This window comes from Wenyingzhuangia sp. IMCC45574, assembly GCF_054182685.1.
On record NZ_CM135169.1, the window covers coordinates 420672 to 435530 of the forward strand.

Genomic DNA, 14859 nt, shown 5'->3' on the forward strand with positions numbered 1-14859 from the left:
ACACAAATGAAAAATAAAATATTAAAATATATTTATGTGACACTTGCTAGTTGCAGTGTGGCATTGACAGCTTGTGAAGACTTAGATGAAGATTCAGTAGGATTAGTATCTCCGGATACTTATTATACAGATGGAAAACCTTTAGAGTCTGGATTAAGAGGGATTTTTGGAAATATGCATAGAGCAACATGGGGGCTAGATATGTATTCTTCTTTTACTGGAGCAGATGATTTAACTTCAAGGACAGGAAGTAATAAAATAGTAGTCTTGGAAGCCGATCAATTTGCTATAACAGGTGGTAATGCATGGGTAACAAATAATTGGAATGCCAATTATAAAACAATTTTACATTGTAATTCTCTAATTGAAAATGCAGAGAAAATTACTGATATGGAGCCTGAAGATTTGAATTATTACATAGCAAACGCAAGATTTATTAGAGGGTTAGCTTATTTTAGATTAGTAACAAGTTTTGGGGATATTCCAATGCCATTAAAATCAGAGTTAGATTTAACTATTAAAAGGACTCAGAAGCGTAAGGTAATGCAGCAGGCAATTGATGATTTTACTTTTGCTGCTGAATGGTCAATAAATGATAGAGATATTAACCCTACAGTAAATGATGGTCATTCATCAAAAACTGCTGCAAAGGCTTTTTTAGCTAAAGCGTATATGCAATTAACAGGTTGGCCTTATAATGAGGTTGATAAATGGGCAAACGTAAAACAGTTAACGAAAGAAATTATTGATGGTGGAATATATTCTTTAACAGATGATTTTGCTCATAATTTTCAAGATCCTCATCAAATTAATAAGGAGGTAATATTTGCTCATATTTGTCAAAGAGAAGGATGGCCATTAGCAACACAAAATAGATCTTATGGATTTAGATGGGGTAGATGGATGGATTTGTACATGGAATGGACGTATTTTAAGAATTTTCCAGATGGTTATAGAAAAGAATATTGTTCAGCAGCAGATAGTTCAAATGATCATTTTGTAACTTTTCAACATCCAGTAGTTACAAAGTTTTCATGGGGAACTAGAGCTCAGAATTCAACGGATCCAGTTGATCATGTTATTGAGCATAATTGGCAAACCTCTAATGATAATATTGCAATGCGTTACGCAGAGGTGTTATTGATGTATGCAGAAGCTGCAGCTAATGATGGTGAGTTAAACGAAGCTATTGAAAAATTGAATTTTGTAAAAAGAAGAGCTTATGCAGGCGGGGCTACAAAACAAGCCGATGTAGCTTTATTACCAGTTGAGTTTTGGAAAATACCAGATGCTACTATAGACCATACATCTACAACTTTACCAGATGCCGATGCAGTGATTGATGCAATTTTAGAAGAAAGAGCATATGAGTTCTTAGGTGAAAATGGAGGAAATAGATGGTTAGATTTAGTAAGACATGAGTTGGTTGGTCCTGCAAATGATACAAGAGATCCTTTAGATGTGGCAGATGTACCTTTAGTGGGCGATCCTTACGATAATAATTTGTGGTTTACACCTATTCCAGATACAGAATCTGTATTAAACCCAAATTTATTATTACCAGCAGAATAGTAATTTTTTAGTTAGGTTTTTAAGTTTAGTAAAAGGGATATTGTTAGTTCAATATCCCTTTTCATTTTTTTAATTCACCAGTCTATTGTATTCTTGTTTCAATTCGTCATAAGCAGCTTTAGCTTCTGTATTCGTTCCTAATTGACCAATTAAATTATTAGTTTCTGTATAGTCAGAGCTTACTTTGTATAAAGACTCTACATTGTCAATAATATTCAATTTATAGGCATCATTCCTTAGTGTATATCCACTTGGAGAAGCTGAAAAATTAATCTTTCTAAGTGATGTTCCTGAATTAGAAAGTAACGATTTAAAGCTGATGCTTTCGTTAGTATTAGGGTTTGAAATACCACATAAATCAGAAATGGTAGAAAAAAGGTCAGTTCCTTGTATTAGAGCTGTTTCACTAACATTTTTTCTATCTACTCCATATCCACTAATTACAAAGGGAACATTTACCCCACCACTATGTAATGAACCTTTTGCAGTAGTATTTGTAAATGGTAATTGAACTGCTTTACCAGGGGTACCATTATCACCCATAAAAATAATGGTAGTATTCTTTTTAGTTTCTTCATCTAATGAATCTAACAGTCTACCAATTTCATAATCCATAGCTTCCAGCATCTGCATGTACTTTCTTAGGTTGTTACTCCCTGTTGTGGTATAACTATTACTATCTTCAGGTGTGTGAAATTGACCACTAGCTGTATGTGCAGCATTATAAGCTACCCAACAAAACCATGGTTTGGTGGTGTCTTTAATCCAATCTATAGCATAATCTGTATAGGCTGTTGTGGTATAATAATCAGTTATTGGGGTTTTTACACCATCTTCTTCTAAAGTCCAATTGTAATAATCTGTAACCCCACCTACATTAATCGATGATCCTTTAAATTTATCAATTCCTAAAGGTTCTATTACGGCAGAAGTGGTTGATAAATGCCACTTACCAAATACCCCTGTTTGATAAGCATTATTGGTATTGTTATTAATATGTTTTTGAAGTACAAGCTCTGAGTCGCTCATTTTAGTTTGGGGAGAATTAACTCCTGTTTGAGTAGATACTTTACCCGTAATAATTGAAGCTCTAGTAGGAGAACAAGTAGAATATACCCATGCGTTTTCAAAACGTATTCCATCTGTATACAGTTTTTCTACATTTGGCATTACTGGCTTTAAAGTTCTTACGGTGTTAAAAGAAGTATCATAAGGAGACGCATCCATTCCCATATCATCAGCAATAATTAATAAAATATTAGGTTTTCCCGTACCCGTAGTTGGAGTTTCTTCTTCAGGATTGTCCGGATTTTCTTCTGTAGGAGTTTCCTCTGTAATAGATTCACCATCATTACTACAAGAAATTATGCTTAATATACTTAGTAGCGTAAAGAAGAAAATAGTAATTATTTGAAAAGCCTTAAGGCTAATTTTTTTGGTTTTTACGTACGACATAATAATTGGGTGTTTATATAAAAACAAGTTACACGTATTTTACCCTACTTATTGATTAAAAAAACTTTCCGTTTACTATTTTTGAATACATGGAAAAAGAACTTAAAAGTTTAGATGGAATACTAGAAGGAGAGGTTTATGTAGATGATTTACATCAAAAAATATATGCAACAGATGCCTCGGTATACAGAAAGATACCTAAGGGTGTTGCCTTCCCAAAATCGAAAGAAGATTTAAAAAAAATAATTGACTTTGCATCAAAACATAAAATTACATTAATACCTAGAACTGCGGGAACATCTTTAGCGGGACAGTGTGTAGGAGAAGGATTAATAGTAGATGTATCTAAATATTTTACGTCTATAGTTTCGTACAGTAAATCGTTAAAAACCATTACGGTACAACCAGGAGTAATTAGAGACGATTTGAACCGTTTTGTTAAAGAGGATGGTGTGTTTTTTGGACCAAATACCTCTACGGCCAATCGTTGTATGATAGGTGGAATGGTGGGGAATAACAGTTCTGGAACTACTTCTATTCGCTACGGAGTTACAAGAGATAAAGTACTTAGCTTAGAAACTATTTTAAGTGATGGTAGTGAAGTAGTTTTTAAAGAAGTTACCAGGGATACTTTTATAGAGAAAATGCAATTGAACTCTCTAGAGGGGGAAATTTACAAAGAGCTATACAACACATATCAAAAAAGAGAAGTACAAGAAGAGATTAAATCTAAATACCCCAAACCAGAAATACATAGAAGAAATACAGGGTATGCAATAGACGAACTCTTAAAGTTTGAATTGTTTGGAGGTACAGAGAAGACAATCAACTTGGCAAAGCTACTGTGTGGGAGCGAGGGAACCTTAGCTTTTACTACAGAAATAACATTACAATTAGATTCTTTACCACCAAAATACAGTGTAATGGTGGCATCACACTTTAAATCGGTACAGGTGTGTTTGGAGTCTGTAAACTTGGCAATGCAACATCAGCTATACAATTGTGAGTTGATGGATAAGATTATTTTAGATTGTACAAAGAAAATTCCATCACAAAAAGAAAATAGAAAGTTTTTACAGGGAAATCCTGCGGCAGTTTTAATGTTAGAAGTTGCTGCTGATACTCAAGAGAAGGCTTTAGAGAAAGCCAATAGTTTAATTCATGATTTAGAAACGCACGATTTTGGCTATGCACACCCAAAGATTGTTGGGAATAAAATTAAAGGGGTACATGAGCTAAGAAAAGCAGGACTTGGAGCTTTGGGGAATATGGTTGGAGATAAAAAAGCAGTAGCATGTATAGAGGATACTGCGGTTTCGCTAGATGATTTGCCAAACTTTATTACCGACTTTACAGCCATGATGGTAGAATACAATCAACAAGCTGTTTACTATGCACATGCTGGAGCAGGAGAAATTCACTTAAGACCTATCTTAAATTTAAAAGTAAGAGAAGATGTAGTGCTATTTAGGACTATTACAACTAGGGTTGCAGCGTTGGTAAAGCAATACAAAGGATCTTTAAGTGGTGAACATGGAGATGGTATTGTAAGAGCAGAGTTTATTCCTATGATGGTTGGAGCACAAAACTATCAGCGTTTGATAGAATTAAAAGAGTTGTTTGATCCTAAGTATATTTTTAACAAAGGAAAAATTGTGCATCCTTTTAAAATGGATGAGGCATTGCGATATGAAACTGACAGTGTAGCCCCAGAAATAGATACTTTAATGGATTTCTCTGACAGCCAAGGTGTGTTAAGTTTGGCAGAACAGTGTAATGGATCTGGAGATTGTAGAAAGTCTGTAGCTGCAGGAGGAATGATGTGTCCTAGTTACAGAGCCACAAAAGAAGAAAAGGATACTACACGAGCAAGAGCAAATGCGCTAAGAGAAGTATTAACGAACAATAAGGCCAGGAATAAGTTTGATAGTGAAACCTTAAAAGAGGTTTTTGATTTGTGCGTAGGATGTAAGGCTTGTGCAAGTGAATGTCCAAGTAATGTAGATGTAGCCGCTTTAAAGTCTGAGTTTTTATACCAGTACCAAGAAGCCTATCGTTATGGGTTTCGCAATCGTTTGTTTGCAAGTATTACAGATGTTAATCAGCATTTGTCTGTATTGGCAGGATTGGTGAATTTGTTGAGTAATACAACACTTGTTAAAAAGATATTAGGGGTTAGTAAAGAACGTACGTTGCCTTCTTTAAAACGTATTACACTTTCTCAGTGGATAGATGATCATTTTGAGGATTTACAGTTAAAGCATCCAATTAAAGAAGTGCATTTTTTTAATGATGAGTTTATCAATTATTACGATGTTAAAATTGGAATAGATGCAATTGAATTGTTAACAAAATTGAATTATAAATGTGTATTTATCAATCATGAGCAGAGTGGAAGGAGTTATATTTCTAAAGGATTCCTAAAAGAAGCTAAACAAGTAGCCGATGAAAATATTAGTATTTTTAGTCCAGCTGTAAGCGAGGAAAGTCCTTTGGTAGGAATAGAACCTTCTGCTATTTTGTCTTTTAGAGATGAATATGTTCGTTTGGCAGGAGATAAAGAAAATGCAAAAGATTTAGCAAAACATACTTATACTATAGAAGAGTTTGTTAGCAAAGAAATAGTATTAGGGAACATACAATCAGAGTCGTTTACCAACGTAAGCAAAGAGGTAAAAGTACATGTACACTGTCATCAAAAGTCGTTGAGTAATTCTAAACATACGTTTGATATGTTAAATATAATACCCAATTATGAGGTTAGACTAATGAATACAGGTTGTTGTGGAATGGCAGGTTCTTTTGGTTTTGAACAGGAACATTATGAGGTGAGTATGCAAATGGGAGAGGATACCTTATTTCCAAAAGTTAGAAAAGCATCGGAGGATACAATTATAGTAGCATCTGGAACCAGTTGTAGACATCAAATTAAAGACGGAACCCAAAGAAATAGTTTGCATGCAGTAACTGTATTGAGAGAAGCGTTGCTAATTGACAATTAGCAATTAACAATAGGCAGTTAATAGTTTTACCGCATACAGCTTATTGTCTATAGCAATTAAAAAAGTTTACAGTAAGCAGTATTCAGTAGGCGATTATTCGGAGAAAAGGATAGCCTAATGCTTAAAGCCAATAGCCTATGGCGTTAATTATTAACAACTAACCATTAACAATTTAAGAAATGGCATACGATACCTATTTAGAAGAGCGAATTACACGCATATTAGAAGAAAAAAGAGTTGTTTTCTTGGCTAAGAAAATGATGGGAGGTTTGTGTTATATGGTAGATAACAAAATGTGTGTAGGTATTGTAAAAGAACAGCTAATGGCTAGAGTGGGGGCTGATTTTTATGCGGATGCATTACAGGTAGCGCATGCAAACGAAATGAACTTTACAGGTAGAGCGATGAAAGGGTATGTGTTTATTGATGCTGATGGATTAGATACTGATGATCAACTAGAGTTTTGGGTGCAAAAATGTTTGGATTTTAATCCACTAGCTAAAAGTTCTAAAAAGAAGAAAAAGTAATCCTATGGAATCAAGATTAACATGTAAACAATTAAACGACAAATACATCTCAGAGATTGCTGTATTAGGACATCAATTGAATCCGAAAATTTCAGTGGAAGAAATCAAGGCTTTTCAAGAAGAAATGTTTCAGCTAGATACTTACCAATGCTTTGGTTTGTTTTTAGAGGATCAATTAATAGGGATGTGTAGCGGTTGGATTACGATACGATATTATTCAGGAAAACAGTTAGAGGTAGACAATGTAATTATTGATAACACTATTCAATCTAAAGGTTACGGAAAAATATTTTTTGAGTTTATTGAAGAATGGGCAAAACAGAATAATTGCAAAACGATTGAGTTGAATACCTATGTGCAAAACTCAAGATCCCATAAGTTTTATTTCAATCTGGGATATTCTATTATCGGATATCATTTTCAGAAGAAGTTGGAGTAAAATTTCATTTACGATTAGTTCATCATGTAAAAAGCAATTGTTGCTTAAGGTTATGATTACACTGATCAACAAATATATATTTAAACAATTTTACAAAGCTCCTCAATCACATAAGCTATTTCCTCCTTAGTCGTAAGTTTAGAAAAAGAAAAACGAACCGAGGTGTTTTGTTGTTCAGCATCGTTTAAAAAGCTTTGTAACACATGAGAACCTTTGTGACTTCCGCTTTGGCAGGCAGAACCTCCAGAAACAGCGATTCCTTTTAAATCCAATTGGAATAAAAGCATAGGTAAGTCTTTGTTAAACTGAACGTTTACTACAGTATGAGTACTTTGGTTTAAATCGTTAGAAACTCCGTTAAATTTTACAGTAGGGATTACTTTTTGTATTTCTGAAAGAAAATAACTTTTTAACTCTTTAAGAAAGGTAATATCTTCTTTTAAGTTATTTAAACAAAGACTCAACGCTTTTTCCATACCAACAATGGCCGCAATGTTTTCTGTACCTGCACGGGTTCCTCTTTCTTGTTCGCCACCTAATATTTCGGGCTGTATTCCAGTTCCTTTTCTAAAAAAAGAAAATCCAATTCCTTTAGGACCATGAAATTTATGCGCAGAGACTGCAATAAAATCAATATCTAGTTCGGTTAGGTTGATGTTAAAGTGTCCTACAGATTGAACCGTGTCGCTATGAAACAATGCCTTATAAGTTTGTTTTAGAGCAATAACCTTTTCTAAATCTAAAATAGTTCCAACTTCATTGTTTACATGCATCAAAGAAATCAAGGTTTTATCTGTACTGTTTTGTAACAAAGATTCTAAATGATTGTAATCTATGGTTCCATTTTCCAGAATATCAACATAAGAGACCATGATTCCTTTGGTTGCTAAATAATCAACCGTATGTAGCACAGCATGGTGTTCTACTGCTGAGGTTATAATGTGAGTTACTCCTAGGTTGTAGACCGCGTTTTTTAAAATTAAGTTGTCTGCTTCGGTACCACCAGAAGTAAATACAATTTCTGATGTTCCACAGCTCATTTGCTTGGCAATGCTTTTTCGTGCATTTTCTATTAATGCCCTAGAGCTACGTCCGTAACTATGAGTAGAGGAAGGGTTTCCAAAGCTTGAATTCATTGTTTCAATCATCACATCTACAACTTTAGGAAGCATAGGTGTGGTAGCCGCATTGTCTAAGTACACTTTTTTCATTGCCACAAAAATAAAGGTTCTAATTGAATAATTAACATAAGCATTTTGTCAGTCTTTTAGGATGTGGCATTATAGTTGAAATATCTATTAAGAATTCTAATACATGCTTGTTTTTTTGTAATTTCGCAAACCTTGGCTATTTCAAAAAAGTAGCATCGTGTCATAATGACATTTTAGCATATGAGTAAATATAGAAACATAAAAATAGACCCAATGTCTATGCACAATATAATTGATGAAGATTCGGATTTAATACCCTTATTAACTCCGGAAGATGAAGCAGAAATGAATAAAGAGGTAGTGCCAGAGGTATTGCCAATTTTACCTTTAAGAAATACGGTTTTATTTCCGGGGGTAGTAATTCCAATTACTGCAACTAGAGACAAAGCAATTGCTTTAATTAAAGAAGTAAACAAAGGAGATAAAACGTTAGGAATTGTAGCTCAGAAAGATCCTTCTAGTAAGAATCCAGGTTTTGATGATATTTACCATGTAGGTGTAGTTGCTCAGATTTTAAGAGTGCTAAAGATGCCTGATGGAAATACAACTGTCATCATACAGGGAAAAAAACGTATGCGTGTTAAGGAATTAATACAAGAAGTACCATACCTTAAGGCAACTGCAGAGGAAATTATAGAAGATTTGTTTGTAGAAGATACAGAGGAGTTTAAAGAAATTATCGAAACGGTTAAGGATACTGCTTTAAATGTAATTGAAGAGAACCCTAATATTCCTACAGAGGGGACGTTTGCAATTAAGAACATTCAGAGTAATTCTTTCTTAATCAACTTTATTTCTTCTAATATAGACTTGTCTGTAAATGAAAAGCAAGAATTATTAGAAATAAACAGTTTAAAGGAAAGAGCCATTGCTACGCTTAAGAAATTAAATGTTGAGTTACAGCGTTTAGAGTTGCGTAATGATATTCAGAACAAAACACGTGTAGATTTAGACCAACAACAACGTGAGTATTATTTACACCAGCAGTTAAAGACCATTCAGGAAGAGTTGGGAGGGAACTCTCACGAGGCTGAAATTCAGGAATTAATTAGCAAGGGTAAAGAGAAAAAGTGGTCTAAAGAAGTAAACGAAACTTTTGAAAAAGAGGTGGCAAGAATGAAGCGTTTGAACCCTCAAATGCCAGAATATTCTATACAACGAAACTATTTAGAGTTGCTATTAGAATTGCCTTGGGAAACCTACTCAGAAGATAAATTCGACTTAAAAGCTGCACAAGAAATATTAGAGCGCGATCACTTTGGGTTGGAAAAAGTGAAAGAGCGTATTATAGAGCATTTGGCAGTTCTAAAATTAAAAGGAGACATGAAATCTCCAATCATCTGTTTATACGGACCTCCTGGTGTTGGTAAAACATCTTTAGGAAAGTCTGTTGCAGAGGCTTTAGGAAGAAAATATGTTCGTATTGCTTTAGGAGGTTTACGAGATGAATCTGAAATTAGAGGACATCGTAAGACCTATATTGGAGCAATGCCAGGTAGATTAATTCAGAACGTAAAAAAAGCGGGAACAAGCAATCCTGTTTTTGTTTTAGATGAAATTGATAAAATGGCTTCTGGAATTCAAGGAGATCCTTCTTCTGCTATGTTAGAGGTCTTAGATCCTGAGCAAAACTCAGCTTTCTACGATAACTTTTTAGAAATAGGATACGACTTGTCTAAAGTTATGTTTATTGCGACTGCCAATAGTATTGGAGACATCCCTTGGGCATTGAGAGATCGTATGGAAATGATCAACGTTTCTGGATATACGATTGAAGAAAAGATGGAAATCGCTAAAATTCACTTGTTACCTAAGCAACTAAAAGAACACGGACTAAAATCGAGTCACTTAAAAATTAAGAAAGACGAGTTAGAGTTTGTTGTAACGGGGTATACAAGAGAGTCTGGAGTTCGTTCTTTAGAAAAAGTAATTGCCAAATTGGTTCGTTTTGCTGCTAAATCTATTGCTTTAGAAGAGGAGTACGATGTAAACTTATCTAAGGAAAAGATTACAGATATTTTAGGACCTGCAAGATTAGAGAGAGATAAATACGAAAATAATGATGTTGCTGGAGTTGTTACAGGTTTGGCTTGGACAAGTGTAGGGGGGGATATTCTTTTTATAGAATCTATCTTATCTAAAGGGAAAGGTTTAACAATTACGGGGAATTTAGGAACTGTAATGAAAGAATCTGCAACCATTGCAATGGAATACATTAGAGCAAATGCAGAAGAATTTGGAATTAAGCAAAAGACCTTAGACGAAAACAAGGTTCATATTCACGTTCCAGAAGGAGCTACACCTAAAGACGGACCAAGTGCAGGTATTACAATGCTTACTTCTTTGGTATCTGTGTTTACCAACAGAAAGGTAAAGTCTAAAATAGCCATGACAGGTGAAATTACGTTAAGAGGAAAAGTATTACCTGTTGGTGGAATTAAAGAAAAGATATTGGCAGCTAAGAGAGCAAATATTAAAGAAATTGTATTGTGCGAAGCCAATAGAAAAGATATAGAAGAAATTAAAGAGTCTTATTTAAAAGGGTTAAAGTTTCATTACGTAACAGAAATGAGTCAGGTTATAGATATTGCATTAACCAAACAAAAAGTAAAAAAAACGTTGTCAGGAACTAAATAAGATTACGACAGATAGCATATTATTTAGTTTACAATTTTCTTTTTTAAACGATGGTTTAACTTACTAGTTAGGCCATCGTTTTTTATTAATACAGTTTTACCAACAAAGTGTATGCTGTATTTTAAACCTTTCTACAATTGAAAAGTCTTAAATAGCTGATGAAATACAACTAAAAATAACTGTAAGTTTTAGAAGTAAACTATGGCTTAATTTAGATACAAGTGTATTTTTGCTACAAAAAACTAATTAAATCATTTAAATAGAAACCAATACAATGAATGTACTAAAGCGTATTATCACAGTTTTTACAATTGTGTTAATGTCATGTGTAGCTTCTGCACAGGTAACAGGAAAAATTATCGATCAAAACAGTAAACAAGGTTTAGAGTATGCTACAGCATCTGTTTATAATACAAAAACAGGGAAAGTTATTACAGGAACTATTACTGGTGCAAATGGAGCTTTTTTAATTAAAAATTTAAAAGTAGGTACATATACTATAGAAGCTTCTTTTATGGGGTATAAGACCAAAAGTATAACGAACGTAAAAGTAGCTAAAAAGAATGCTTTGGTAGCGTTGGGGACTATTGCTTTGTCTATTAACAGTAGTGAGTTAGATGCTGTAGTTTTAAAAGGAGAAGCTGCAACTGTGGTTCATAAAATAGACAGACAGGTTTTTGATGCTGATAAGTTTCAGGCAGCACAAGGAGGAAATGCGGTTGATGTAGTTAAAAATATGCCTTCTGTTGCTGTAAATGCAAATGGAGATATTAGTGTGCGTGGAAGCAATAATTTTGCGGTTTTATTAAACGGAAAACCTACACAAGGAAATGCAGCTGATATTTTAGCTCAGTTACCAGCCAATGCCTTAGAAAAGATAGAATTAATTACAGCACCATCTGCAAAGTACGATGCTGAAGGAGCAGGTGGGATTTTAAATATCATCACTAAAAAAGGAGCAGTTAACGGAGATTATTTACAAGTAAATGTTCGTGGTGGTTTTCCTGCAATAGAATTATACGATACTAAAGAATATCCAAAACGATACGGAGCAGACGTAACTTACAATACAAGAAGCGATAAATGGAATTTTTCTGTTGGGGCTAGTTACCAACGTAGTGATATTTCTGGTAGAAGAGTAGGAGATGTATATATTATTGATGAAACCAATACTAAGAACATGTTGCCATCGGTTGGAGAACGTAGTTTTGATGTGGAGGCTTACAATGCAAGATTTACGGTTGATTACACTCCAAATGACAATGATGAATTCTCTTTAGGAGTATTTGCAGGAAAGAAGCAAAAAGACCGTTTGGCAGATATTTCTTATACAAATACAAAAGCAGATGCTAGTGGAAATCCAATTCCTAATTCAGGATTTAATTATTACAATCATAACTTAAGAACTCGTAAGGGGGACTTTGCTTTGGCAAGTTTAGATTATACACATAAGTTTAAAGATGAGTCTAAAATTTCTGCTTCAGCTTTATACGAATACACTTTTTTAGGAGGTCCTACAGAAAATGACAATGTAGATACTCCTGCTTATGGTACTATTTACCAACAAGAATACAATACCAACGACAATCCATTAAACGGAACTCGTTTTAATTTAGACTATAAATTCAAGCCGTTTAGTTTTGGTACTATCGAAGCAGGTTACCAGTTTAGACATTTAGATCATGAAGGAGAGTTTAGTTATAGAAGAAATAGTACGGGTACACTTCAACCAGTTAGCGATTTTGTTGAAGTTCCAGAATTCTCTAGTGATATTCAATTAAAAAGAACCATTCATGCTGGATATGCTCAATTATCAGGAAGTTCAGATAAATGGGATTACAATGCAGGTGTACGTTTAGAGTCTATGGATAGAGAATATTCAGAGTCTCTTGATTCTGATACAGCAGATAGAGCTCCTTACAAATATGATTTTGTAAAATTATTCCCATCTGCCTCTTTACAATATAAGGTGAATGCTAAAACAAATGTAAAAGCAGCTTATAGTAAGAGAGTGGTACGTACTACTACTTTTAAAATGAACAGTTTTGCAGAACGTGAGCATTCAGAAGTATACGAACAAGGAGACAATAAATTAAAGCCAGAGTTTATAGACTTGGTAGAGTTAGGAATCAATAAAAAATTTAAAGGTGGAAATTCTATCTATGCTACTGCTTATTACAGACATACTAAAAATGTAATTAACCGTGTTAACTCTTTAGCATACGAAGAGCAAGGGGGAAGCTTTGTAGTAAACGATTCTATTTTAAACCGTGTATATTCTAACGTTGGTAAGAGTAATGCTATTGGTTTAGAAATAGGAGCAACTATTAAGCCATCTAAAAACTGGACTAACTTTATTGGAGCGAATGTTTACAACTATGCTGTGGATGGAATTTTTAAATTCAATCACAGAAATGGAGTTCCTACTACTTATGATATCGATTCTGAATCTACCATTTATTCAATCAACTTAAACTCTACTTATAAGTTCTGGGAGAATGCATCTATTCAATTTGCTTTTAACTATATTTCTGATAGAGTTACCGCTATGGGAGAAGATTCTAGATTTTATAGTCCTAATTTAACATTCCGTAAGTCTTTCTTAGACGATCATTTAATGGCAACGTTGCAATGGCAGAACATAGATATGGGCTTATTAAAGTCTAACGAGCAAAGAATTACAACGAGTAGACCAAATGAATTTTTTACGACTACAAATTATATCTACGAGGTGGATGTGGTTAGTCTGAACTTGACATATACTTTCAACAAGTTACGTAACAAGTCTAAGTTTATTGAAAGTGAGTTTGGGAAGAAAGAGTTTTAATATAAAAAACATCACATAATAAGGGACCCTAGCTGTTTGGCTAGGGTTTTTTGTTACGTTAAAACTAAGTCTTTAGAGTCATGAATTAACCGTTATTAGGTAATTGAATAAATACCTGTTATACATATACTACGTTCTTAAGGAGATATGAAACTAATCATAATTGAATAATATGGTATTTTTAAATGTACTAATCAATGAAAAAATGAAAATTAATACAAGTTTATGTTTTGGAGTGCTATTATTTATTGCTTGCAGCAAAAATAGTGACAGTACTTTTATACCACCAACTGAGGATAAAGAAGTAGAGGACAAAGTTGATGAAACTGATATACCAGATAATTATAGTCCCTATTTTACAATTAATGACCCTACACCTAGTGGAAAAACATGGGAAGCAGTAACAGAATTAACAGATGAGTTTGAAGGGCCTGAAATAGACAGTAATAAATGGTTTACAGACCCAGGAGCTCACCCATATTTATTATGGTATGGACGAAAGCCTGCTTTATTTCAAGAAAAAAATCTAAAAATTAAAAATAAAGAGTTAACCATAGAGGTAGGGAAATTACCTACCCCAATAACAAGATCTGGTTGGGGAGCTAATGGTACACCTGTTGATTATACTTTTTATGGAGGTATTTTAAGGTCTAAGACAACAACAAGAGTAGGAAACTATTATGAGTGTAGAATGAAAATGAATAAAACCGAATTAGGAGGTGGATTTTGGTTAATGGGATTCAATAATGACTGTAATAAGAAACACGAAATAGATATTACTGAATCTGTAGGAGTAATGAGTGATGAGGCAACGGCTTGGATGAAACAGAAAGGTTGGGATGAAATATTTCATTCTAATGCACTTAGAAGAAATGATATATGTAATACCAATAATATTAAAGATAGTGATTATATAAGAACACCGACAAAGAATCACGAAAAGTATTACGTGTATGGTTTTTGGTGGAAAAGCACTACTGAGTTGTTATTTTATTTAGATGGAGAGTATCAATACACCTTAACACCACCAGTTCCTATGGATCAAGAAATGTATATGCAATTTTCCATAGAAAGTTATGATTGGAATCCGGTTCCAGAAAATGGGAGTAGGGCAGAGTTAGGTTCTCTAGAAGAAAGAACAACTTATGTAGATTATATAAGAACGTTTAAATTGGTTGAATAAAATAAA

Annotated in this window: 9 protein-coding genes; 7 read left to right on the plus strand and 2 right to left on the minus strand. The window is 33.8% G+C overall.

The window, feature by feature from the left end; translation table 11 throughout:
* Nucleotides 1-6: 6 nt before the first annotated feature.
* A complete protein-coding gene (locus tag ACXHHC_RS01900; protein ID WP_458227960.1) occupies nt 7-1572 on the plus strand; it encodes a RagB/SusD family nutrient uptake outer membrane protein in 1566 nt (521 codons plus the stop codon).
* Nucleotides 1573-1641: 69 nt separating this feature from the next.
* Here ACXHHC_RS01900 and ACXHHC_RS01905 read toward each other — a convergent pair whose 3' ends face one another.
* Nucleotides 1642-3027, minus strand: coding sequence for a sulfatase-like hydrolase/transferase (locus ACXHHC_RS01905; protein ID WP_458227961.1), 1386 nt, complete (start codon nt 3025-3027; stop codon nt 1642-1644).
* An 89-nt stretch (nt 3028-3116) separates the two neighbouring features.
* On the opposite strand from ACXHHC_RS01905, the gene ACXHHC_RS01910 reads away from it, so the two are divergent.
* The 3 genes from ACXHHC_RS01910 (at nt 3117) to ACXHHC_RS01920 (ending at nt 6995) form a co-directional block, all read left to right on the plus strand.
* Nucleotides 3117-6029 (plus strand): FAD-binding and (Fe-S)-binding domain-containing protein, encoded by a 2913-nt coding sequence (locus ACXHHC_RS01910; protein ID WP_458227962.1) that lies wholly within the window; start codon nt 3117-3119, stop codon nt 6027-6029.
* A gap of 179 nt (nt 6030-6208) precedes the next feature.
* Complete coding sequence (locus ACXHHC_RS01915; RefSeq protein ID WP_458227963.1) at nt 6209-6556, plus strand: TfoX/Sxy family protein; 348 nt, start codon at nt 6209-6211, stop codon at nt 6554-6556.
* Nucleotides 6557-6560: 4 nt separating this feature from the next.
* Nucleotides 6561-6995 (plus strand): GNAT family N-acetyltransferase, encoded by a 435-nt coding sequence (locus ACXHHC_RS01920; protein WP_458227964.1) that lies wholly within the window; start codon nt 6561-6563, stop codon nt 6993-6995.
* 80 nt (nt 6996-7075) lie between these two features.
* Here the strand turns inward: ACXHHC_RS01920 and ACXHHC_RS01925 are convergent, their stop codons facing one another.
* Nucleotides 7076-8206: a cysteine desulfurase family protein gene (locus ACXHHC_RS01925; protein WP_458227965.1), complete on the minus strand. Its 1131-nt coding sequence runs from the start codon at nt 8204-8206 to the stop codon at nt 7076-7078.
* 180 nt (nt 8207-8386) lie between these two features.
* On the opposite strand from ACXHHC_RS01925, the gene lon reads away from it, so the two are divergent.
* The 3 genes from lon to ACXHHC_RS01940 all read left to right on the plus strand — a co-directional run bounded on the left by lon (nt 8387) and on the right by ACXHHC_RS01940 (nt 14853).
* Nucleotides 8387-10843 (plus strand): endopeptidase La, encoded by a 2457-nt coding sequence (lon, locus tag ACXHHC_RS01930; RefSeq protein WP_458227966.1) that lies wholly within the window; start codon nt 8387-8389, stop codon nt 10841-10843.
* A gap of 274 nt (nt 10844-11117) precedes the next feature.
* Entirely contained in the window at nt 11118-13670 is a 2553-nt protein-coding gene (locus ACXHHC_RS01935; RefSeq protein ID WP_458227967.1) for a TonB-dependent receptor domain-containing protein, read from the plus strand.
* A gap of 205 nt (nt 13671-13875) precedes the next feature.
* Entirely contained in the window at nt 13876-14853 is a 978-nt protein-coding gene (locus ACXHHC_RS01940; protein ID WP_458227968.1) for a glycosyl hydrolase, read from the plus strand.
* The last annotated feature ends 6 nt before the right edge of the window (nt 14854-14859 follow it).